Origin of the sequence: Streptomyces sp. NPDC092952 (assembly GCF_044754785.1) — a bacterium.
Lineage (GTDB): Bacteria > Actinomycetota > Actinomycetes > Streptomycetales > Streptomycetaceae > Streptomyces.
The window spans coordinates 634,404-656,604 of sequence record NZ_JBIVPT010000001.1; the positions used below are offsets into that span (position 1 = coordinate 634,404).

Sequence of the window (22,201 nt, forward strand, 5' to 3'; positions counted from 1 at the left end):
GGTGACCGGGCTCTTCCCCCGCCCCCGGGCCGTGGTCGCGCCGGGCGCGGTGCACGTGCCGGAGTGGCTTCCGGTCGAACGGCAACGGGAGCTGGTGGCGGCCTGCCGGGAGTGGGCGCGCGGGCCCGTGCCGCTGCGGCACACGGTGCTGCCGGGCGGCGGGGTGATGTCGGTGCGGACGGTCTGCGTGGGGTGGCACTGGCAGCCGCACCGGTACACACGTACGGCCGACGACGTGAACGGGGCCCGGGTGGTCGAATTCCCCGACTGGCTCGTGGAGTTGGGGCGTGCGGCGGTGACCGCGGCGTACGGGGAGGAGGGCCCGGCGGCGGCGTACGCACCGGACGCGGCGCTCGTCAACTTCTACGACGGGGCGGCCCGTATGGGCATGCACCAGGACAAGGAGGAGCGCTCGGACGCCCCGGTGGTGTCGCTCAGCATCGGCGACAGCTGCGTCTTCCGCTTCGGCAACCCGGAGAACCGCGGAAAGCCGTACACGGACGTGGAGTTGGCCTCGGGCGACCTGTTCGTCTTCGGCGGGCCGTCCCGTTACGCCTTCCACGGGGTGCCGAAGGTGCGGCCGGGGACGGCCGGTCCCGCGACGGGGCTGAGCCATGGCCGGCTCAACATCACCCTTCGCGAGACCGGACTGGCCGGCACCGGGCGTCAGCGGCGTTCGCGGGAGTTCCCGAACAGCAGCCGGTAGAGGATCAGCAGCACCAGGGAGCCGCCGATGGCGGCGATCCAGGTGGCCATGTCGAAGAAGTCGTTGTCGATGGGGCGGTCGAGGAAGCGCGACGATATCCAGCCGCCGAGGAAGGCGCCGACGATTCCGATCAGGGTGGTGCCGACCAGGCCGCCCGGGTCACGCCCCGGCAGCAGGACCTTGGCGATGACACCGGCCACCAGGCCCAGAATGATCCATCCGATAATGCTCATGCGCGCGAACCTACCCATCACTCGTTCCTGGAATCCAGGACGCCGGTGACGGTGGCGTGGTTGCCCGGTCCCCCGGCCCGTGCGAGCAACTGTGCGGTGCGGTTCGCGCGTTCTTGGTGAGGGGCGGCTCCGGCGAACGCGCCGGTGCCGGATCGGTCACCTACGCGGACCGCTCCGGTTACCCCCGTCCCCTGACGGGGCCGATACTGGCCATCGGAGCAACTACGGGCAACCCCCGGAAGGCGAGCGACATGAAGCCCATACAGCTGATCCTGAACATCATCTGGGTGGTGTTCTGCGGCTTCTGGATGGCCCTCGGCTATCTCGTCGCGGCACTCATCTGTTTCGTGCTGATCGTGACCATCCCGTTCGGCATCGCGTCGCTGCGGATCGCCGGTTACGTGCTGTGGCCGTTCGGGCGGACGACCGTGGAACGGCCGGAGGCGGGGGCGCCGTCCTGCGTCGGCAATGTGATCTGGCTCGTCTTCGCGGGGTGGTGGCTGGCGCTGGGGCACCTGCTCACCAGCATCCCGCTGTTCGTGTCGATCATCGGCATCCCCTTCGGCTGGGCGAACCTGAAGCTGATCCCGATCTCGCTGATGCCGCTGGGCCGCGAGGTGGTCCCCAGCGACCAGGCGTTCGGCGCCCGCTGAGCAGCCGGACGGCGGGCCCTTCAGGCGCGGGGGCCCGCCATCCGTTCCAGCCGGGCGATCCGCTCCGCCATGGGCGGGTGCGTGGAGAACAGCTTGGACAGGCCCTGGCCGGGGCGGAACGGGTTGGCGATCATCATGTGGCTCGCGGTCTCGATCCTGGGCTCCGGGGGCAGCGGCAGCTGCTTCGTACCGGCTTCGAGCTTGCGCAGCGCGTTGGCCAGGGCCAGCGGGTCGCCGGTGAGCTGGGCTCCGGAGGCGTCCGCCTCGTACTCGCGGGAGCGGCTGACGGCGAGCTGGATGATGGAGGCCGCGACCGGGCCGAGGATCATGATCAGCAGCATGCCGAGGAAACCGGGGCCGTCGTCGTTGTCGGACCGGCCCACCGGGATCAGCCACGCGAAGTTGACCAGGAACATCACGACGGAGGCGAGCGCCCCGGCGATGGACGAGATCAGGATGTCGCGGTTGTAGACATGGCTCAGCTCGTGGCCCAGGACGCCGCGCAGCTCGCGCTCGTCCAGGATCTGGAGGATGCCCTCGGTGCAGCAGACGGCGGCGTTGCGCGGGTTGCGGCCGGTGGCGAAGGCGTTGGGGGCCTGCGTCGGGGAGATGTAGAGCCGGGGCATGGGCTGGCGGGCGGCCGTGGAGAGCTCGCGGACCATCCGGTACAGCTGCGGGGCCTCGAACTCGCTGACCGGGCGGGCCCGCATCGCCCTCAGCGCCAGCTTGTCGCTGTTCCAGTACGCGTAGGCGTTGGTGCCGAGGGCCACGAGGACCGCGACGATCAGGCCCGTACGGCCGAAGAAGCTTCCGATGACGATGATGAGGGCGGACAGGCCCCCGAGGAGTACGGCGGTTCTCAGCCCGTTGTGCCGGCGGTGCACGGTACGCCCTCCAAGTGGTGCGGCAGGGGAACCCTTTGCTTGGTGGTCTCCACTACCCCAGTGGAGCCTCCCGTACGGGTCAACGCCAGGCGGGAGGAGCGAGTTCCCCGGGGCCGTACCGCCGCCGGGCAGGGCCTGTCCGGCCCTTGCGGGCCGGAGCGGGCACTGGGCCGTACGGGTCAGCGCTGGGCGGGCACCGGGAGTCCGGCGGTCTCCAGGGCCGCGGGGTCCGGCTTGATCTCGCTGGTGCAGTGGGCGCAGCGGGAGGCGATGGCCGGGATCTCGGTGTAGCAGCGGGGGCAGTCGCGGACGGCGGCCTTGATGTCGACCTTCTCCGCCTTGGCGAACCGGGCCTGGACCTTCGCCATGGGCACGACGACGCCGAAGTAGAGGACGGCGGCGGTGATCATGAACGCGATGGCGGCGGCGAGGAACTTCCCGTACGGGAAGATGGCGCCCTCGACCGTGAACTGGGCCGAGCTGAAGTCGCCGACGGATCCGGTGGCGAGGCCGATCAGCGGGGTGATGAAGGCCGTGCTGAACCCGGTGACGACCGCGGTGAACGCGGCTCCGACGGCCAGACCGATGGCCATGGAGATGATGTTTCCGCGCAGGATGAAGTCCTTGAACCCGTTCAGCACCGCTCTGCTCCTCTGGGAATGTGTCCGTGTGGGGGGATGTGCGGGCAAGACCATGCCCTGTGCGGGGCGCCCCGGGCAAACCGATCTTCGTAGCGTCAGAAGAGATTGACCGCGGCGAAGCGGAGGATCGCCTGGGGGGCGCCGGAGAGCAGCACTCCGGCCGCGGTGGTGAGCGCGATCACGGCGGTGAGGGGGGCCGGGACGGCGTGCCTGGTGGGGGCGGGTGCGGCGCCGTCCGCGGGGGCCGCGTCGGAGGCGGGCGCCGGGGTGTGCGCCGGGGCCTCTTCGGGGGCGCGGAAGAGTGTCGCGGTCCACTGGAGGTAGTAGTACAACGCGATCACTACGTTGACGGCCATGACGGCGGCGAGCCAGCCCAGTCCGGCGTCGACAGCCGCGGAGAAGACCGTGACCTTGGCGAAGAGGCCGATGATGCCGGGCGGCAGTCCGGCCAGGCAGAGCAGGAAGAAGGCCATCGCCAGGGCGGCGAGGGGGCGGGTGGCGTACAGGCCGCGGTAGTCGGTGAGGCGGTTTCCGGGGCTGGTCCGGGCGACCAGGGCGGCGACTCCGAAGGCTCCGAGGTTCACGACGGCGTACATGAGGGCGTAGGCGACGGTGGAGCCGATGTGCTCGTCGCTGGAGTACGCGGCGGCGGCGATCGGGACCAGGAGGTAGCCGGCCTGGGCGACGGAGGACCAGGCGAGCAGGCGTACGGCGCCGCGGGCCCGGTCGGCGCGCTGGCGCAGGGCGGCGACGTTGCCGAGGGTCATGGTGAGCGCGGCGAGGACGGCGAGGGCCGGTCCCCAGACGTCGGCGTAGGCCGGGAACGCGATCACGGTGACGAGGATGAGGCCGGAGAAGCCGACCGCCTTGCCGACGACCGAGAGGTACGCGGCGATCGGCAGCGGGGCGCCGACGTAGGTGTCGGGCACCCAGAAGTGGAAGGGCGCGGCGGCCGTCTTGAAGGCGAAGCCGACGAGGGTGAGGGCGACGCCCGCCTTGGCGAGGGTGTCGAGCTGTCCGGGCACGTCGTCGAGGCGGGCGGCGATCTCGGTGAGGTGCAGGGTGCCGGTGGCGGCGTAGACGAAGCTGACGCCGAGCAGCATGACGGCGGTCGCGACGACGGAGGAGAGGAAGAACTTGAGCGCGGCCTCGGAGGAGCGCCGGTCGCCGCGCTTGATGCCGACGAGCGCGAAGGCGGGCAGCGAGGCGACTTCGAGGGCGATGACCAGGGTCGCGAGGTCGCGGGCGGCGGGCAGCAGGGCGGCGCCGGCCGCGGAGGACAGCAGCAGGAACCAGTACTCCCCGGGACGCCGTCCGCGGGTGTCGCCGAGCGAGAGCAGGGCGGTGAGCAGGGCGCCGCCGAGCACCAGGGCCTGGATGACCAGGGCGAAGTGGTCGGCGGTGTAGCTGCAGGCGGTGCCGGAGGTCGCGGCGGCCGATTCGGTGAGGCAGAAGGTGGAGCGGTCGCCGGCGCGCAGCGGGACGAGCAGGGCCAGGGCGGCGACGAGCCCGGCGGCGGTCAGGGTGCCGAGCAGCGGTTTGCGGTGCTCGGGGAGGAAGAGGTCGGCGACCAGGACGACCAGGGCCATGGCGGTGACGGCGACCGGGGGCGCGATCGCGAGCCAGTCGACGGACTGGACGAGGTCGGTGCTCCCGGCGGCGGTGACGACGCCCGGGACGGCGACGGCGGTGGTCACGACTTGCCTCCTGCGAGGAGCTTCTGCACGGCCGGGTCGGTGAGGCCGAGGAGGACGGCGGGCCAGAGACCGGCGAGGACGGTGAGCGCGACGAGCGGGGTCCAGGCGGCGAACTCGTACGTCCGGATGTCGGCGAGGGCCGGTGCCTCGCGCTTCTCGCCCATGCAGATCCGGCGGACGACCATGAGCATGTACGCGGCGGTGAGCAGGGTGCCGAACGCGGCGATCGACATGAAGGTGAGGAAGGCGGGCCTGCTGAGGCCGTCGGCGGGGTCGAAGGAGCCGAAGAGGGCGAGCATCTCGCCCCAGAATCCGGCGAGGCCGGGCAGGCCGAGGGAGGCGACGGCGGCGAAGGCGAGGAGGCCGCCGAGGCGGGGGGCCCGGCCGTAGAGCGCGGCTCCGGTGGCACCGGAGAGGGTGTCGAGGTCGGCGGTGCCGTACCGGTCCTTGATGGCGCCGACCAGGAAGAACAGCAGTCCGGTGATGAGGCCGTGGGCGATGTTGGCGAAGAGCGCGCCGTTGACCCCGGTGGGGGTCATGCTCGCGATGCCGAGGAGCACGAAGCCCATGTGGCCGACGGAGGAGTACGCGATCAGGCGCTTGAGGTCGCCCTTGGCGCCGGGGCGGACGAGGGCGAGGCAGGCCAGCGATCCGTACACGATGCCGACGACGGCGAAGGCGGCGAGGTAGGGCGCGAAGGTGTGCATCCCGTCGGGTGCGACGGGGAGCAGGATGCGGACGAATCCGTACGTGCCCATCTTCAGCAGGACGCCGGCGAGCAGGACGGAGCCGACGGTCGGGGCGGCGGTGTGGGCGTCCGGCAGCCAGCTGTGCAGCGGCCACATCGGGGTCTTCACGGCGAGCCCGATCCCGATCGCCAGAACGGCGATGACCTGCACGGACGAGGTGAGTCCGCGGCCGTTGTCAGTGGCGAGTGCCACCATGTCGAAGGTGCCGCTCTTGAGCCCGATCAGGAGCAGGCCCAGCAGCATGACGACCGAGCCGAGCAGTGTGTAGAGGATGAACTTCCAGGCGGCGGCCTGCCGTCCGGCACCGCCCCAGCGGGCGATGAGGAAGTACATCGGGACGAGCACCGTCTCGAAGGCGAGGAAGAAGAGGATCAGGTCGAGGACGGCGAAGGTGGCGAGGGTGCCGGTCTCCAGGAGGAGCAGGAGGGCGACGAAGGCCTTCGGGGAGGGGCCCTCGGGGGGCTTGAAGTAGCTGTGGAGCGCGCAGAGGAAGGCCAGTAGCGCGGTCAGGACGAGAAGGGGGAGCGAGATGCCGTCGATGCCGAGGTGGATGCGGACGTCGAGCGCCGGGATCCAGCTGATGTCGGTGGTGGCCTGCATCTTCGACGGGTGGTCGTGGTCGAAGCCCGCGGCGAGGACGAGCGCGCCGAGGAGAACGGCGCCGGTGACGGTCACGCCGTGGCGGAGCACGGCCTGGTCGGGGCTGCTCCCCTTCAGTCCGGGCGGGGCCGGGAGGAGGGCGGCCGCGGCGCCGACGAGCGGGCCGGCGATGACGAACGCGAGAAGGAACTGCATCACGGATTCACTGATATCGATCACGGCTCACGACCCGGCGTTGACGTTGGCGAAGACGACGGCGGCGATCACCAGGACCAGGGAGCCGGCGAGCAGCGCGCCGAGGTAGGTCTGCACGTTGCCGGTCTGGGCGCGGCGGACGGCGGTGCCGAACCAGCGGGCGCCGGTGCCGGAGCCGCGTACGTAGGTGTCGACGACCTCGCGGTCCAGGAAGCGGACGAGGCTCGCCGCGGCCTGGACCGGGCGGACGAACAGCGCCGTGTACAGGGCGTCCAGGTGGAAGCCGGCGGCGGCGTGGTGGTGCAGCGGCCCGAGCAGGAGGCGGCCGGGGTCGGCCGGGTCGGGGGCGTCGCCGTCGGTTCCGTAGGCGGCGGTGTGCGCGGTCATGGCCTGGGCCTCGATGACGGCGGGTTCGGCGTCCGGGTGGGCGACGACGGTGCCGACGCGGGTGCGGGCGGCGAGGGCCGAGGTGTGGCGCCAGGCGCCGTAGGTGACGAGTCCGCCGGCCAGGGCGACGCCGGTGGAGAGGACGGCGGTGGTGAGGGTGGGCGCGAGGCTGTGGCCGTCGAACCAGTCGCTGATCACACCGACGCTCAGACCGAAGGCGATGGTGGGTACGGCGAGGATCCAGAGGACGGCGGTCATCGCGGCGGGCTGCCTGCCGTGGTCGGGTGCCTCGGCGCCCCGGCCCCGGAAGGCGAGGAGCCAGAGGCGGGTGGCGTACGCGGCGGTGAGGAGGGCGGCGAGCAGCCCGGCGACGAGTACGGTCCAGCCCGCTGCGGCCGGGGCGACGTGCCGGTCCCCGAGCGCGGTGTGCTCGGCGGCGACGAGGACGGCTTCCTTGGAGAAGAAGCCGGCGAACGGCGGGATGGCGGCGAGGGCGAACAGGGCGACGGTCATCGTCCAGTAGGCGTCCGGGATGCGCTTGGCCAGGCCGCCCATGCGGGACATGGCGGCCAGTGAGTTGGTGCCGGCGGCGTGGATGACGACTCCGGCGGCGAGGAAGAGCACGGCCTTGAACGCGCCGTGGGAGAGGAGGTGGAAGACGGCGGCGGCCCGGTCGCCGACGGCGAGGGCACCGGCCATGTAGCCGAGCTGGCCGATCGTCGAGTAGGCGAGGACGCGTTTGATGTCGTCCTGGGCGAGGGCGGCGAGCCCCGAGCCGACCATCGTGATCGCGGCCATTGCGGCGAGGACGACGAGCGCCGCGCCGGACTGGGCGAAGACGGGCAGGAGCCGGGCCACGAAGTAGATACCGGCGGCGACCATCGTCGCGGCGTGGATGAGCGCGGAGACGGGGGTGGGGCCGGCCATCGCGTCGGGCAGCCAGGTGTGCAGGGGGAACTGGGCCGACTTCCCGGCGACGCCCGCGAGGAGCAGCAGGGCGATGAGGGTGGGGTGGTCGAGGCCGCCGTTGGCGACGGCGCCCAGGATGCCGGTGATGCGGAAGGTGCCGGTGTCCGCGGCGAGCGCGAACAGGCCGATCAGGAAGGGGACGTCGCCGAGCTTGGTGACCAGGAAGGCCTTGAGGGAGGCGGCCCGGGCCTCGGGCGTCTCCCAGTAGTGGCCGACGAGGAAGTACGAGCAGATGCCCATGATCTCCCAGCCGACCAGGAGCACCATCAGGTCGCCGGAGTAGACGACGAGCAGCATCGCGGAGGTGAAGAGGGAGACCAGGGCCGCGTACGAGGGGTAGCGGGGGTCGTCGCGGAGGTAGGCGGTCGAGTAGATCTGCACGCAGCTCGCGACGAGCCCGACCAGGACGGCGACGAGGACCGCGAAGCCGTCGAGGTGCAGGGCGAGGTCGATCGGGACCGAGCCGGTGGGGGTGAGCCGGGTCGCGGCGTCGATGGCCCGGCCGCCGCCCTGGCGGGAGGCGACGAGCACGGCGAGGGCGAACGCGGCGACGGTCGGCAGGACGGCGAGGGGGCGTACGAAGCCGGGGGCGGTGCGCCCGGTCAGGAGGCCGGCGACGGCGCCCAGGAACGGGAGGAGGGGGACGAGGACGGCGAGGGTCGTGGTGGTCACGCGGTGGCCTCTGCCTTCTTTGCCTTCCCTGCCGCAGCAGTGGCCTGGTCCTCGGGCCCGTCGGGGGTCCCGGTCGCTTCGTCGTCGGAAAGGTCGGGGAGGTCCTCGGCGGCGTCGGTCTCGGCGGTGTCGCGGAGCCGGTCGATGTCGGAGCTGCCCCGGTTGCGGTAGACGGCGAGGACGATCGCCAGGCCGATGCCGATCTCCGCCGCCGCGATGGCGATGGTGAAGAGGGTGAGGGCCTGGCCGGCGTGGAGGGAGTCGCGGAGCCAGACGTCGAAGGCGACCAGGTTGAGGTTGACGGCGTTGAGCATCAGCTCGACCGAGAGCAGGACCAGGATCGCGTTGCGGCGGGCGAGCACTCCGTACAGCCCGGTGCAGAAGAGGAGGACGGCGAGCACGGCGGGATAGGCGAGGTGCATCAGCTCTGCTCCTTACCGCGCTTGCGGGACAGGACGATCGCGCCGACCAGGGCGGCGAGCAGCAGGACGGAGAGTGCTTCGAACGGCAGCACCCAGTGCTGGAAGAGGAAGGCGCCGGTCACCTCGGTGGAGCCCTGGGCCGGTCCGGCCAGGTCGATCCAGGTGGTGCGGAAGGCGTCGACGACGACCCAGACGAGCGATCCGGCGGCGGCGAGCGCCACGGCGAGGGCCGCCCAGCGGTTGCCGGAGTCGGCGTCCGGGGAGCGGCCGATGGGGGCCCGGGTGAGCATCAGTCCGAAGAGGAGAAGGACGACGACGGAACCGACGTAGATCAGCACCTGCACCCAGGCGATGAACTCGGCGGTGAGCAGGAGGTACTCGACGGCGAGTCCGCCGAGCGCCACGACCAGCCAGAGGGCGGCGTGCACCAGTTGCCTGGTGGTGACCGTGGCGAGGGCCGCGCCGAAGGTCGCGAGGCCCACGAGGACGAAGGCGATCTCGACGCCGGTCGGGGAGAGGAAGCCGGGGTGGGCCGCGGCCGCTGCGAGTGTCACGCCTCTCCTTCTCCTTCCGGGCGCCGGTTCTCTTGAGCCTGCTGGGTTTCCTGGGCCCGCTGGGCCTCTTCGGCCTGCTGGGCTTCCTGGGCACGCTGGGCTTCGAGTTTCTCGGCCGTCTTGCGGGCGGCGGCGATCTCCTTCGGTTCCTCGGCGGCCGGGTCGAGCGCGGGCGGTTCCGGCACCGTCCACATCCACTCGCGGAGTTTGTCGCGCTCGTGGGTGAGTTCGTGGATGTCCGTCTCCGCGTACTCGAACTCCGGCGACCAGAACAGCGCGTCGAAGGGGCACACCTCGATGCAGATGCCGCAGTACATGCAGAGGGAGAAGTCGATGGCGAAGCGGTCGAGGACGTTGCGGCTGCGTTCGCGGCCGCCGGGGGTGGCGGCGGGCACCGTCTCCTTGTGGGAGTCGATGTAGATGCACCAGTCGGGGCATTCGCGGGCGCAGAGCATGCAGACGGTGCAGTTCTCCTCGAACAGCCCGATGACGCCGCGCGAGCGGGGCGGCAGTTCGGGCTGGACGTCGGGGTACTGCGCGGTGACCGTCTTGCGGGTCATCGTCCGCAGGGTGACGGCCAGGCCCTTGGCCAGTCCGGAGCCGGGGATGCGCGGGGTCATGAGCTGATCGCCACCTTCACGATGCCGGTGAGCGCGATCTGCGCGAGGGCGAGCGGGATGAGCGTGGTCCAGGCGAGCTTCTGCAGCTGGTCCTCGCGGAGCCGGGGGTAGGTGACCCGGAGCCAGATGACGACGAAGGCGAGGACCGCGGTCTTGAGGAGCGTCCAGACCCAGCCGAGTCCGTCGGCGCCAAGCGGTCCGTGCCAGCCGCCGAGGAAGAGGACGGTGGTCAGTCCGCACAGGACGACGATGCCCGCGTACTCGGCGAGCAGGAACAGCGCGAAGCGCAGACCGGTGTACTCGGTGTAGGCGCCGAAGATGATCTCCGAGTCGGCGACCGGCATGTCGAAGGGCGGGCGCTGGAGTTCGGCGAGCCCGGCCACGAAGAAGACCAGGGCTCCGACGATCTGCCAGGGCAGCCACCACCACTCGAAGGAATCGAGGATGCCGGTGAGCGAGACGGTTCCGGCCGCCATCGCCACGGAGGCGGCGGCGAGCAGCATCGGCAGTTCGTACGCGAGCAGCTGGGCGGCGGTGCGGAGTCCGCCGAGAAGGGAGAACTTGTTCGCCGAGGCCCAGCCGGCCATCAGCGAGCCGAGCACGCCGACGCCCATGACGGCGAGCACGTAGAAGACGCCCGCGTCGATGAAGTGCCCGGCCGCGCCCTCGCCGGGGCCGACCGGGATGACGACGAGCACCAGCAGGTACGGCAGGAGCGCGACGGCCGGGGCGAGCTGGAAGACGCGGCGGTCGGCGTCGGCCGGGACCACGTCCTCCTTCTGCGCGAACTTCACTCCGTCCGCGACGAGCTGGGCCCAGCCGTGGAAGCCGCCCGCGTACATGGGGCCGAGGCGGCCCTGCATGTGGGCCATCACCTTGTGCTCGGTCTGCCCGACGACGAGCGGGAGGACCAGGAAGGCGACGAAGACGGCGACGAGGCGGAGGGCGACGTCCAGTACGTCGTTCACGCGGGATCGCCTCCGGCGGACTCGGGGTGTTCGGGGTGTTCGGGCGTCTTGGGGTGCTCGGGAGGCTTCGGGGGTTCAGGGGATTCCTGGGCCTCAGGAGCCCTGGCAGCCTCGGCGGCCTCAGGTGCCTCGGGAGTTCCTGCGGCCTCGGGTGCCTCGGGTGCCTCGCTGGTCTCGGGCTTCCCGGCGGCCTCGGGAGGTGTCTCCGGGTCGAAGGCCGGGCGGGCGTGGTGCCAGGGGGCGTCGCTCGTGGCCGTGCCGGAGCCCGTGCCCGCGTCCGTGGGGGCGGCCGTCCCCGTGCCCGGGGCCGGCTCCGCCGGGGTGTCCTTCCGGGGTTCGGTCCGTTGCGGTTCGGTCTGCTGCGGTTCGTTCTGCTGGCTGGCCGAGCCCTGGGAGGCGCTGCGGTTGCGGCGCGGCCTCGTGGGGCGCGCAGGCGCCTCCCCGGCCGCCCCGGGAACGGCCGGAGCCGCGGCTTCCGGAGCCGCGGCTTCCGGGGTGGCGGCCCCGGCGGTGCGCTGGGCGGCCGAGCCCTCGCTCGCGCTGCGGGTCCGGCGTACCGGCCGGTCGCCCGCCGCACGCGCGGCGCGCGCCGGTCGGGCCGGGGCGGGCGGGAGCTGCCCCTTCAGGGGCCCCCATTCGTTCGGGTCGGGCACCCCGGGCGGCAGCATCGTGCGCCGCTTCGGTCCGCCGTGCTCCGACTCGCCCGGCTCCTTCGCGCCGGGCCACGCCTTCGCGACCCGGGCCGCCAGCACGAAGTCCTTGCGCAGCGGGTGGCCCTCGAAGCCCTCGGGCAGCAGCAGCGGCACCAGGTGCGGGTGGCCGTCGAAGCCGATGCCGAACATCTCGTGCGTCTCGCGCTCGTGCCAGGCGGCGCCCGCGTAGACGCCGACGGCGGTGGGCAGGACCGGCGCCGCGTGCGGCACGGTCGTACGGACCATCAGGCGGCGGACCCGGCCGCCGGCCAGGGCCACCACATGGGCGCAGACCCGGAAGCCGGTGTCCGGTTCGTCGACGGCGCTCAGCCAGTCGAAGTACGTGCAGCCGAGCCGGTCGCGGGCGGTTTCGAGGGCGGCGATCCAGCCGGCGGCCGGTACGTCGACGGTCAGCAGTTCGTAGGCGTACTCCGCCGTCGCGCCCTCGCCGAACAGTTCGGCGGCGGCGTCCGGCAGCCGGTCGTACGCGTCGTCCGGGGTGGTGGTCACGCGTGCTCCTCCCCCGTGCCCGGCTTCGGCGGTGCGGCGACGAGTCCGCTGCGCAGCGCGGCGGTCGAGGGGCGGGTGCCGCCCGTCGCGTACCGCTCGCCCAGCGACTCGCGGGCGATCTTCTCCTGGAGCTTGAGGATGCCCTGGAGCAGCGCCTCCGGCCGGGGCGGGCAGCCGGGTACGTAGACGTCGACGGGGATGATCTGGTCGACGCCCTTGGTGACCGCGTACGAGTCCCAGTAGGGCCCGCCGCAGTTGGAGCAGGCGCCGAAGGAGATGACGTACTTCGGCTCGGGCATCTGCTCGTAGAGCCGCTTCACCGCCGGGGCCATCTTGTCGGTCACCGTGCCGGAGACGATCATGAGGTCGGCCTGGCGCGGGCCCGGCGCGAACGGGATCACGCCGAGCCGGATGAAGTCGTGCCGGGCCATGGAGGCGGCGATGAACTCGATGGCGCAGCAGGCCAGCCCGAAGTTGAAGACCCACAGGCTGTAGCGGCGGCCCCAGTTCAGGACCACCTTCATCGGTTCGGGTGCCAGGCGCGACAGGACGCCGAGCCGCTTGGGCTCCGGCAGGAAGGTCGGCACGGGCTGCTGCTCGGCTCCCCCGTCGGCCCGCGTGCTGGTCACGTCCATTCGAGGACGCCCTTCTTCCATGCGTAGAGCAGTCCCACGGCCAGGAAACCGAGGAAGACGAACATTTCGATCAGCGTCGTCGCCCCGTATCCCGGTGCGGCGAAGACCGTCGCCCACGGGAAGAGGAAGATCGAGTCGACGGCGAAGATCACGTACAGGAAGGCGTAGACGTAATAGCGGACCTGGGTATGGGCCCAGCCCTCGCCCACCGGGTCGACGCCGCATTCGTAGGTGAGGAGCTTCTCCGGTGTCGGCACCACGGGGCGCAGGAGCCGGCCGGCCCCGAAGGCGACGGCGACGAAGAGCACGCCGATCACGGCGAGCAGTCCGACGACCGAATATCCCCGGAAGTAGTCCGAGGCGAGAACGGCCGACGCCGACCCCGTCAGGTCCGGCAGTCCCGGCAGGCCCGGTGCATCCGGCAGGTCAGCCACGTCCGCCCCTCGCTCCCCTGGAATCCGTCCGGTGTCCGTACGCACGGGAGTCTAGGCCCTGTTAAAGGGAGGGTAAGCAGCCGCGTCGGGCGAGGGGCCCGTCGGTGAATGCCCCGAGGTGGGGTTATCCCCACCCCAGGGCACCCATGAGCCCCATGGCGTGCGGCGATCCGTACCGGCAGGCTTGTCCCATGACCATGAGCCCCCAGGTGCCGGACGACGACCGGCCGCCGCCCGCCCGCGCCATCCCCGACCGGTGGACGCGGCGCGAGATCGGCCATCTTCTGGCCGATCTGCCGATGACGCTCCTCGCGTTCGTCTACACGGTGGCGACGATCGGCGTCGGCGTGGCGCTCTCGGTCACGGTCGTCGGTCTGCCCCTGCTCGCCGTCTCGCTGCAGGGGGCGCGGCTGATCGGCCGGGTCGAGCGGGGCCGGGCGCGGGCGATGCTGGGGGTGCGGATCGAGGAGCCGAGCCCGGTGGTGCTGTCGCGGCGGGAGACGGGGTTCTTCCCGTGGCTGTGGTCGAGCGTCAAGGACCCGGTGGGGTGGCGGGCGGTGCTCTACTCCTTCGTCCGGCTGCCGTGGGGCGTGCTCACCTTCGGGGTGACGCTGGTGGGCCTGATCGCGCTGTGGCCGGTGGTTCCGTACATCACGCGGTTCCTCGGCAACGCGGACCGGGCGATGGTGCGCGGGCTGCTCTCGCCCTCCGACGAGCTGGAGCGCCGGATCGCGGAGCTGGAGGCGGACCGGGGCGTGGTCGTGGACACCGCCGCCGCCGACCTCCGCCGCATCGAGCGCGACCTCCACGACGGCGCCCAGGCCCGCCTCGTCGCCCTCGCCATGGGCCTGGGGCTGGCGAAGGAGAAGCTGACCGCCGACCCGGAAGCCGCCGCCCGCATGGTCGACGAGGCCCACGGCGAGGTCAAGATCGCCCTCCAGGAACTCCGCGACCTCGCCCGCGGCATCCACCCCGCCGTCCTCACCGACCGCGGACTCGACGCCGCCCTCTCCGCCATCGCCTCCCGCTGCACCGTCCCCGTCACCGTCACCGTCGATCTCCCGGCGCGTCCCGCGGAGGCCATCGAGGGCATCGCGTACTTCACCGTCTCCGAGCTGCTCCAGAACGTGAGCAAGCACAGCGCGGCGCGCTCGGCCACCGTCGAGGTCTGGCGCACCGGCGACCGGCTGATGCTCCAGGTCACCGACGACGGCCGGGGAGGCGCGAAGATGGACGGGGGCACCGGGATGGCGGGGCTGGCCGAGCGGCTGGGCGCCGTGGACGGGCTCTTCGTCCTGGACTCGCCGGCCGGCGGGCCCACCACGGTCACCGCCGAGCTGCCCTGGCGCGACCGCGAACCGTCGAAGAAGGCCGGGGCCGAACGGCTCCGGCACGGCTGACCCGCTCCCCCGCACCCGCACACCACGTACCCGCGCACCACGCACGCGCACACCGAGAGGAAACGGACACACCCATGGCCACGGCATACGGACCGGACACGCGGGACCCTCGGTGGTCCGGGACGGCCGACCCCGGGGACGGCTCCCCGCTGAAGCGTCTGCTGCCCGCCGCGCTGCGGGCCCCGTTCGAGGGCAGGACCTGGCGCGCGCTGCTGTACCAGGTGCTGAGCGTGCCGGTCGGGCTGGTCCTGTTCGGCTTCTCGATCACCCTGACCTCGTTCGGCGTGGGCATGCTGATCACCTTCCTCGGGGTCCCGATCCTGGCCGGCACGCTGGCCCTGTGCCGGGGGTTCGGCGCGGTGGAGCGGGCGCGGGCGCGGGCGCTGCTCGGGGTGGACGTGGCGGCCCCGGAACCGGTGCGCGGGCGGACCGGCGGGCTGATGTCCTGGATGGGCGCGTCACTGAAGAACGGGGCGTCCTGGCGGCACCTGCTCTACTCGGTGGTGCAGTTCCCCTGGGCGCTGATCTCGTTCTCCATCGGGCTGCCGCTCTGGATGTGCGGCTGGACCGTCCTCACGTATCCGCTGTGGTACTGGGTCCTCCCCGCGCGGCTGAGCCACAACGGCCTCCAGGTGTACTCCGACACGGGCCGCACGGTGTACGTCGACACCCCGGTCGGGATGGTGCTGGCCTTCGTGACGGGCCTGGTGCTCGTACTGGTGACGGCGTGGGTGGTCCGGGGGCTGGCGCACGTGGACCGGGCGCTGGTGCGCGGGCTGCTCGGGCCGTCCCGGCTGGCCACCCGGGTCTCCGAGCTGGAGACGGACCGGGGCGTGGTCGTGGACACCGCCGCCGCCGACCTGCGCCGCATCGAGCGCGACCTCCACGACGGCGCCCAGGCCCGCCTCGTCGCCCTCGCCATGGATCTGGGGCTGGCGAAGGAGAAGCTGACCGCCGACCCGGAAGCCGCCGCCCGCATGGTCGACGAGGCCCACGGCGAGGTCAAGATCGCCCTCCAGGAACTCCGCGACCTCGCCCGCGGCATCCACCCCGCCGTCCTCACCGACCGCGGACTCGACGCCGCCCTCTCCGCCATCGCCTCCCGCTGCACCGTCCCCGTCACCGTCACCGTCGACCTGCCCGAACGCCCGGTCCAGGCGATCGAGGGCATCGCGTACTTCACCGTCTCCGAGCTGCTCCAGAACGTGAGCAAGCACAGCGCGGCGCGCTCGGCCACCGTCGAGGTCTGGCGCACCGGCGACCGGCTGATGCTCCAGGTCACCGACGACGGCCGGGGAGGCGCCGACCCCTCGGCGGGCAGCGGGCTGGCGGGACTGGCCGAGCGGCTGGACGCGGTGGACGGCGTCCTGGCCGTGGACTCCCCGCAGGGCGGCCCGACCAGGATCACCGCCGAGCTGCCCTGGCGCGGCTGAGTGGACGTATCCGTAGCAAAAGGATGAACGGGGCACCGCACACCGCCACCGGAAAGCTGTAATGCTGGGGACCGTACGAACGGACCCGAACAGCACGGGCGGACCAGTGGGGGATGCGGCTTTCATGGTGGAGAACAGGGTGCGAGTGGTCATCGCCGAGGATTCGGTACTGCTCCGGGAAGGGCTCACCCGGCTGCTGACCGATCTGGGGCATGACGTCGTCGCCGGGGTGGGCGACGGCGAGGCCCTGATCAGGACGGTGGACGAGCTGGCGGCGCAGGGCGCGGCGCCGGACGTGGTGGTCGCCGACGTGCGGATGCCCCCGACCCACACCGACGAGGGCGTGCGCGCGGCGGTGCGGCTGCGGAAGGACCACCCGGGGATCGGGGTGCTGGTCCTGTCGCAGTACGTGGAGGAGCAGTACGCGACGGAGCTGCTGGCCGGGTCCAGCCGGGGCGTGGGCTACCTCCTGAAGGACCGGGTCGCCGAGGTCCGGGAGTTCGTGGACGCGGTGGTGCGGGTGGCGCGGGGCGGGACGGCGCTGGACCCCGAGGTCGTCGCGCAGCTGCTGGGCCGGAGCCGCAAGCAGGACGTCCTGGCCGGGCTGACGCCGCGCGAGCGCGAGGTGCTCGGGCTGATGGCGGAGGGCCGGACGAACTCGGCGGTGGCCAAGCAGCTGGTGGTGAGCGACGGCGCGGTGGAGAAGCACGTCAGCAACATCTTCCTGAAGCTGGGGCTGTCCCCCAGCGAGGGGGACCACCGGCGTGTCCTGGCGGTCCTGACGTATCTGAACTCCTGAGCCCCGGCGCTTCCGCCGGCCGGGCCCGCCCCGGCCGGCGGTGGCGAGGGACCTGGAGACCTGACGCACCGTCAGCTAACGTGCGGATCCCGGGCCCCTCGGGCGCCCGGCACACGGAACGCGCCACATCAGGGATCAATTCGCGCCTCGAAACCCCATCCACTATGTGATCGCTCCGAGTAAGGCACCCCTTACAGAAGTAGGGTGGGCAGGGGGACCGTCGGCGTACCGGCGGAACCCGAGCCGCCGCCGCTAGGGAGGTCCAGTTCAGTGACCAGCCAGGTCAGTAGCCCAGCCGGACAGGCCGATGAGGCCAGCGAGGCGCTCGTCGGGGGCCAGCGCGCCCCCCGCTCCGGTGACACGGGAGCAGGCGAGAAGGAGATCCGCCGTCTGGACCGGGTGATCATCCGTTTCGCGGGTGACTCCGGAGACGGTATGCAGCTCACCGGTGACCGCTTCACCTCGGAGACCGCGTCGTTCGGCAACGATCTGTCGACGCTGCCGAACTTCCCCGCCGAGATCCGCGCCCCCGCAGGCACCCTGCCGGGGGTTTCGTCGTTCCAGCTGCATTTCGCGGACCACGACATCCTCACCCCCGGTGACGCGCCGGACGTGCTGGTCGCGATGAACCCCGCGGCGTTGAGGGCGAACATCGGCGACATCCCGCGCGGCGCGGAAATCATCGTGAACACCGACGAGTTCACCAAGCGCCCGATGGCGAAGGTGGGGTACGCGACCAGTCCCCTGGAGGACGGCTCGCTGGAGGCGTACAACGTCCACCCGGTGCCGCTGACGACGCTGACGATCGAGGCGCTGAAGGAGTTCGGCCTGTCCCGCAAGGAGGCCGAGCGCTCGAAGAACATGTTCGCGCTGGGCCTGCTGTCGTGGATGTACCACCGGCCGACCGAGGGCACCGAGGCGTTCCTGCGGAGCAAGTTCGCGAAGAAGCCGCAGATCGCCGAGGCCAACGTGGCGGCGTTCCGGGCGGGTTGGAACTTCGGTGAGACGACGGAGGACTTCGCCGTCTCCTACGAGGTGGCGCCCGCCTCGCACGCGTTCCCGCCGGGCACGTACCGCAACATCTCGGGGAACCTGGCGCTGTCGTACGGGCTGATCGCCGCCGCCCGCCAGGCGGACCTGCCGCTGTACCTGGGCTCGTACCCGATCACCCCGGCCTCCGACATCCTGCACGAGCTGTCCAAGCACAAGAACTTCGGTGTGCGGACCTTCCAGGCCGAGGACGAGATCGCCGGGATCGGCGCGGCGCTGGGCGCCGCCTTCGGCGGTTCGCTCGCGGTCACCACCACCTCCGGTCCCGGTGTGGCGCTGAAGTCCGAGACGATCGGGCTGGCGGTCTCCCTGGAGCTGCCGCTGCTCGTCGTCGACATCCAGCGCGGCGGCCCGTCCACCGGCCTGCCCACCAAGACCGAGCAGGCCGACCTGCTCCAGGCGATGTACGGGCGCAACGGCGAGGCCCCGGTGCCCGTGGTGGCCCCCCGGACCCCGGCGGACTGCTTCGACGCCGTGCTGGACGCCGCCCGGATCGCCCTGACGTACCGCACCCCGGTCTTCCTCCTCTCCGACGGCTACCTCGCCAACGGCTCCGAGCCCTGGCGGATCCCCGAAGTCGCCGACCTGCCCGATCTGCGCGTCCGGTTCGCCACCGCCGCCAACCACGAACTGGCCGACGGCACCGAGGTGTTCTGGCCCTACAAACGCGATCCGCAGACCCTGGCCCGCCCCTGGGCGGTCCCCGGCACCCCCGGTCTCGAACACCGCATCGGCGGCATCGAGAAGCAGGACGGCAGCGGCAACATCTCCTACGACCCGGCCAACCACGACCTCATGGTCCGCACCCGCCAGGCCAAGATCGACGGGATCACCGTCCCCGAACTGGAGGTCGACGACCCGGACGGCGCCCGCACCCTGGTCCTCGGCTGGGGCTCCACGTACGGCCCCGTCACCGCCGCCGTGCGCCGCCTCCGCGGCGAGGGGCTGCCCATCGCGCAGGCCCATCTGCGCCATCTGAACCCCTTCCCGGAGAATCTGGGCGAGGTCCTGAAGAGCTACGACAAGGTGGTCGTCCCCGAGATGAACCTCGGCCAGCTCGCCACCCTCGTCCGGGCCAAGTACCTCGTCGACGCCCACAGCTACACCCAGGTCAACGGCATGCCGTTCAAGGCCGAACAGCTCGCGACGGCACTCAAGGAGGCCATCGATGCCTGACACCGACGTGGCCAACCAGCTCCTCAACCTGGTGCCCAGGGCCGAGGCCAAGCAGACCATGAAGGACTTCAAGTCCGACCAGGAGGTCCGCTGGTGCCCCGGCTGCGGCGACTACGCCGTACTCGCCGCCGTGCAGGGCTTCATGCCCGAACTGGGCCTGGCGAAGGAGAACATCGTCTTCGTCTCCGGGATCGGCTGCTCCTCCCGCTTCCCGTACTACATGAACACCTACGGGATGCACTCCATCCACGGCCGCGCCCCGGCCATCGCCACCGGGCTGGCCACCTCCCGCCGCGACCTGTCCGTCTGGGTCGTCACGGGCGACGGCGACGCGCTGTCCATCGGCGGCAACCACCTGATCCACGCCCTGCGCCGCAACGTCAACCTCAAGATCCTGCTGTTCAACAACCGGATCTACGGGCTGACCAAGGGCCAGTACTCCCCCACCTCCGAGATCGGGAAGATCACCAAGTCGACGCCGATGGGCTCGCTGGACGCCCCGTTCAACCCGGTCTCCCTGGCGCTCGGCGCGGAGGCGTCCTTCGTCGCCCGCACCATCGACTCCGACCGCAAGCACCTCACGAGCGTGCTGCGCGCCGCCGCCGACCACCCGGGCACGGCGCTCGTGGAGATCTACCAGAACTGCAACATCTTCAACGACGGCGCCTTCGAGGCCATGAAGGACAAGGACCGGGCGCAGGAGGCGGTGATCCGGCTGGAGCACGGGCAGCCCATCCGCTTCGGCACCGACGACGCCAAGGGCGTCGTCCGCGACCCGGCCACCGGCGATCTCCAGGTCGTCGACGTCACCGCGGAGAACGAGTCCCGCGTCCTGGTCCACGACGCCCACAGCGCGTCCCCGACCACCGCGTTCGCGCTCTCCCGCCTCGCCGACCCGGACACCCTGCACCAGACCCCCATCGGCGTCCTGCGCGATGTGGAACGTCCGGTGTACGACACGCTCATGGCGGAGCAGCTCGACACCGCCGAGGAGCGGCACGGCAAGGGCGACCTGGGCGCGCTCCTCGCCGGGAACGACAACTGGACGGTCGTCGGCTGACGCCGCCACCGGTACGTACCGCCGTCGCCGGACGGGCTGAACTTCGGCCCGTCCGGCGTCGGCGTCCCGGGGCGGCGGCCGGTCGCCGCGCACGATGTGGCCATGACCCTGGACCGTCCCGCGTACCGCATCAAACGGCGTCTGCTCGGCAGGCCGCTGACCACCGAGCGCATCAGTCAGGAGAAGCTGGACAACCGGACGGCGCTCGGGGTGCTCGCCTCCGACTGCATCAGTTCGTCCGCGTACGGTTCCGAGGAGATGCTGCGGGTCCTGGTGCCCGTGATCGGTACGGCGGCGTTCACCCTGCTGATGCCGGTGACCGGCGCGATCCTGCTGGTGCTGCTGCTCCTGACGCTCTGCTACAGCGACGTCGTCATGATCTACACCCGGGCGGGCGGGTCGTACGTCGTCGCGCGGGAGAACTTCGGGCCGAACGTCGCGCAGATCGCCGCCGTCGCCCTGCTCGTCGACTACATCGTGACCGTCGCCGTGCAGGTCTCGGCCGGCACCAACGCGCTGATCTCGCTCGCCCATCTGGCCGGGAACGGCTTCACCGGCCTCGACCATCTCCAGCTCCCCGTCTCCGTCGGGGTGATCGTGCTGCTCGCGTACGGGAACCTGCGCGGCATCCGGGAGGCGGGGCGGGCGTTCGCGCTGCCGGCCTACCTGTTCATGGCGGCGGTCGGGCTGGTGCTCGTCGCCGCCGCGGTGCGCGGGCTCACCGGGGAGCTGCCGCACGCCGATCTGCACGCCCCCGGTGTCGTGCCGCTGGGCACCCCGGGGGACGGCTGGCTCTACGGCGCCTCGCTCTTCATCGTGCTGCGTTCCTTCGCCAACGGCGGCTCGTCCCTGACCGGTCTCGAAGCGATCTCCAACGGCATCTCCGCCTTCCGCGAGCCGCAGGGCCGCAACGCCCGCCGCACCCTGATCACGATGAGCTGCATCCTCGGCGTGCTGGTCCTCGGCGTCTCCACGCTGGCCCACTTCACCCACGCCGTCCCGTACGCCGACGGCACCCCGACGGTCATCGCGCAGGAGGCGCACTTCGCCTTCGGGGACGGCCCGCTCGGCACGGCCGGGCTGGTCTTCGTGCAGCTGGCGACGGCGCTGGTCCTCTACACCGGCGCCAACACCCCGTTCACCGGGTTCCCGTTCCTCGCCAGCTTCGTGGCCAAGGACCGGTTCCTGCCGAGGGTGCTGACCCGGCGCGGGCACCGGCTCGCGTTCTCCAACGGCATCATCTCGCTGGCCGTGGTCTCGCTGGCCCTGCTGCTGGCCACCGGGGCGAGCGTGGACCGGCTGGTGGCGCTGTACGCGATCGGTGTGTTCACCGCGTTCACCATGGCCGGGGCCGGGCTCACCGCGTACCACCTGCGGCGCCGCGAACGGCACCGCAGGCTCAAGATCGGGGTGAACGCGCTGGCCGCGGCGATCTCGGCCGCCGTGGTGCTGATCTTCGCGGTCACCAAGTTCACCGAGGGCGCCTGGCTGGTCGTGGTGGTCTTCCCGCTCGGCGTGTGGGCGCTGACCCGGATCAACCGCGAGTACCGCCGCGAGGCCGCCGCGCTCCGGAGCATCCAGGCGCCGGGGGCCGACCGCCCCCGCGACCGGCACCATCTGGTCCTCGTGCTGGTCGAGACGTTGGACCTGGCGACGCTGAAGGCGCTGCGGTACGCCCATGAGCTGCGCCCGGACGGGATCCGGGCGGTGCACTTCGCGATCGACGAGGCGCACGCCAGGCGGCTGGCCGCCCGCTGGGAGGCGACCGCCGCCACCTCCGTGCCCCTGGACCTGGTGGCGTGCCCGGACCGGCGGCTGCGCCACGCGATGCGGGAGCTGGCGGCCCGCACCACCGAGGACGGCCACACCGCGCTGACGGTCCTGGTGCCGCGCCGGACCTACGCCAACGTGCTCGGCAAGCTGCTGCACCGGGGCACCGGCGAGCAGATGGCCAAGGCGCTGGCCCCGCTGCCGCACGTGGCGGTGACGATCCTGCCGTTCGACGTGTCCCGGGCGCTGCGGGCCCTGGAGGAGGGGCGCACCCCCGACCCGGACTGACGGG

21 protein-coding genes are annotated in these 22,201 nt (G+C 71.9%); 8 read left to right on the forward strand and 13 right to left on the reverse strand.

What is annotated here, in order from left to right:
* Window position 1: 1 nt before the first annotated feature.
* Window positions 2–706, forward strand: a complete 705-nt coding sequence (locus ACIQGQ_RS02920) for an alpha-ketoglutarate-dependent dioxygenase AlkB family protein (RefSeq protein ID WP_402389812.1) — start codon at window positions 2–4, stop codon at window positions 704–706.
* On the opposite strand, the gene ACIQGQ_RS02925 is transcribed toward ACIQGQ_RS02920, so the two are convergent.
* The gene (locus ACIQGQ_RS02925) at window positions 667–939 is read right to left on the reverse strand and encodes a GlsB/YeaQ/YmgE family stress response membrane protein (protein WP_389871019.1); all 273 of its coding nucleotides are present in this window, start codon (window positions 937–939) and stop codon (window positions 667–669) included. The two genes, ACIQGQ_RS02920 and ACIQGQ_RS02925, sit on opposite strands and share 40 nt — an antisense overlap.
* Before the next feature lie 251 nt (window positions 940–1,190).
* Between ACIQGQ_RS02925 and ACIQGQ_RS02930 the strand changes: the two genes are divergently transcribed.
* The gene (locus tag ACIQGQ_RS02930) at window positions 1,191–1,592 is read left to right on the forward strand and encodes a YccF domain-containing protein (protein WP_352276091.1); all 402 of its coding nucleotides are present in this window, start codon (window positions 1,191–1,193) and stop codon (window positions 1,590–1,592) included.
* Between the two features lie 20 nt (window positions 1,593–1,612).
* Here the strand turns inward: ACIQGQ_RS02930 and htpX are convergent, their stop codons facing one another.
* From htpX to ACIQGQ_RS02990, 12 genes are all read right to left on the reverse strand, one after another.
* Complete coding sequence (htpX, locus tag ACIQGQ_RS02935; protein ID WP_366294759.1) at window positions 1,613–2,476, reverse strand: zinc metalloprotease HtpX; 864 nt, start codon at window positions 2,474–2,476, stop codon at window positions 1,613–1,615.
* A gap of 179 nt (window positions 2,477–2,655) precedes the next feature.
* Window positions 2,656–3,117, reverse strand: a complete 462-nt coding sequence (locus ACIQGQ_RS02940; RefSeq protein WP_366294760.1) for an MscL family protein — start codon at window positions 3,115–3,117, stop codon at window positions 2,656–2,658.
* A 95-nt stretch (window positions 3,118–3,212) separates the two neighbouring features.
* A complete protein-coding gene (locus tag ACIQGQ_RS02945; RefSeq protein ID WP_402389816.1) occupies window positions 3,213–4,814 on the reverse strand; it encodes an NADH-quinone oxidoreductase subunit N in 1,602 nt (533 codons plus the stop codon).
* Window positions 4,811–6,358, reverse strand: coding sequence for a NuoM family protein (locus ACIQGQ_RS02950; protein WP_402390300.1), 1,548 nt, complete (start codon window positions 6,356–6,358; stop codon window positions 4,811–4,813). The genes ACIQGQ_RS02945 and ACIQGQ_RS02950 overlap by 4 nt, the downstream gene beginning before the upstream one ends.
* 27 nt (window positions 6,359–6,385) lie before the next feature.
* Complete coding sequence (locus ACIQGQ_RS02955) at window positions 6,386–8,386, reverse strand: NADH-quinone oxidoreductase subunit L (protein ID WP_402389818.1); 2,001 nt, start codon at window positions 8,384–8,386, stop codon at window positions 6,386–6,388.
* Complete coding sequence (gene nuoK, locus ACIQGQ_RS02960) at window positions 8,383–8,808, reverse strand: NADH-quinone oxidoreductase subunit NuoK (RefSeq protein ID WP_402389820.1); 426 nt, start codon at window positions 8,806–8,808, stop codon at window positions 8,383–8,385. The genes ACIQGQ_RS02955 and nuoK overlap by 4 nt, the downstream gene beginning before the upstream one ends.
* Window positions 8,808–9,362, reverse strand: a complete 555-nt coding sequence (locus ACIQGQ_RS02965; protein WP_402389822.1) for an NADH-quinone oxidoreductase subunit J — start codon at window positions 9,360–9,362, stop codon at window positions 8,808–8,810. The genes nuoK and ACIQGQ_RS02965 overlap by 1 nt, the downstream gene beginning before the upstream one ends.
* Window positions 9,359–9,982 carry a NuoI/complex I 23 kDa subunit family protein gene (locus tag ACIQGQ_RS02970; protein ID WP_402389824.1) on the reverse strand — a complete coding sequence of 208 codons (624 nt, stop codon included), beginning with the start codon at window positions 9,980–9,982 and terminating at the stop codon, window positions 9,359–9,361. Before ACIQGQ_RS02970 ends, ACIQGQ_RS02965 begins: the two co-directional genes overlap by 4 nt.
* Window positions 9,979–10,950 carry an NADH-quinone oxidoreductase subunit H gene (locus ACIQGQ_RS02975; RefSeq protein WP_402389827.1) on the reverse strand — a complete coding sequence of 324 codons (972 nt, stop codon included), beginning with the start codon at window positions 10,948–10,950 and terminating at the stop codon, window positions 9,979–9,981. Before ACIQGQ_RS02975 ends, ACIQGQ_RS02970 begins: the two co-directional genes overlap by 4 nt.
* Window positions 10,947–12,152 carry an NADH-quinone oxidoreductase subunit C gene (locus ACIQGQ_RS02980; protein WP_402389830.1) on the reverse strand — a complete coding sequence of 402 codons (1,206 nt, stop codon included), beginning with the start codon at window positions 12,150–12,152 and terminating at the stop codon, window positions 10,947–10,949. Before ACIQGQ_RS02980 ends, ACIQGQ_RS02975 begins: the two co-directional genes overlap by 4 nt.
* Window positions 12,149–12,787 carry an NADH-quinone oxidoreductase subunit B family protein gene (locus tag ACIQGQ_RS02985; RefSeq protein ID WP_366294781.1) on the reverse strand — a complete coding sequence of 213 codons (639 nt, stop codon included), beginning with the start codon at window positions 12,785–12,787 and terminating at the stop codon, window positions 12,149–12,151. Before ACIQGQ_RS02985 ends, ACIQGQ_RS02980 begins: the two co-directional genes overlap by 4 nt.
* On the reverse strand, window positions 12,778–13,212 hold the full coding sequence (locus tag ACIQGQ_RS02990) for an NADH-quinone oxidoreductase subunit A (protein ID WP_402390303.1): 435 nt from the start codon (window positions 13,210–13,212) through the stop codon (window positions 12,778–12,780). Before ACIQGQ_RS02990 ends, ACIQGQ_RS02985 begins: the two co-directional genes overlap by 10 nt.
* 200 nt (window positions 13,213–13,412) lie before the next feature.
* Here ACIQGQ_RS02990 and ACIQGQ_RS02995 point away from each other — a divergent pair, with 200 nt between their 5' ends.
* The 6 genes from ACIQGQ_RS02995 to ACIQGQ_RS03020 all read left to right on the forward strand — a co-directional run bounded on the left by ACIQGQ_RS02995 (window position 13,413) and on the right by ACIQGQ_RS03020 (window position 22,197).
* A complete protein-coding gene (locus ACIQGQ_RS02995) occupies window positions 13,413–14,621 on the forward strand; it encodes a sensor histidine kinase (RefSeq protein WP_402389834.1) in 1,209 nt (402 codons plus the stop codon).
* A gap of 74 nt (window positions 14,622–14,695) precedes the next feature.
* Window positions 14,696–16,054 (forward strand): sensor histidine kinase, encoded by a 1,359-nt coding sequence (locus tag ACIQGQ_RS03000; protein ID WP_402389837.1) that lies wholly within the window; start codon window positions 14,696–14,698, stop codon window positions 16,052–16,054.
* Between the two features lie 124 nt (window positions 16,055–16,178).
* Entirely contained in the window at window positions 16,179–16,853 is a 675-nt protein-coding gene (locus ACIQGQ_RS03005; RefSeq protein ID WP_366294788.1) for a response regulator transcription factor, read from the forward strand.
* A gap of 270 nt (window positions 16,854–17,123) precedes the next feature.
* The gene (locus tag ACIQGQ_RS03010) at window positions 17,124–19,079 is read left to right on the forward strand and encodes a 2-oxoacid:acceptor oxidoreductase subunit alpha (protein ID WP_402389840.1); all 1,956 of its coding nucleotides are present in this window, start codon (window positions 17,124–17,126) and stop codon (window positions 19,077–19,079) included.
* Entirely contained in the window at window positions 19,072–20,139 is a 1,068-nt protein-coding gene (locus ACIQGQ_RS03015; protein ID WP_402389842.1) for a 2-oxoacid:ferredoxin oxidoreductase subunit beta, read from the forward strand. Before ACIQGQ_RS03010 ends, ACIQGQ_RS03015 begins: the two co-directional genes overlap by 8 nt.
* Before the next feature lie 102 nt (window positions 20,140–20,241).
* A complete protein-coding gene (locus tag ACIQGQ_RS03020) occupies window positions 20,242–22,197 on the forward strand; it encodes an APC family permease (protein WP_402389844.1) in 1,956 nt (651 codons plus the stop codon).
* Window positions 22,198–22,201 lie beyond the last annotated feature (4 nt).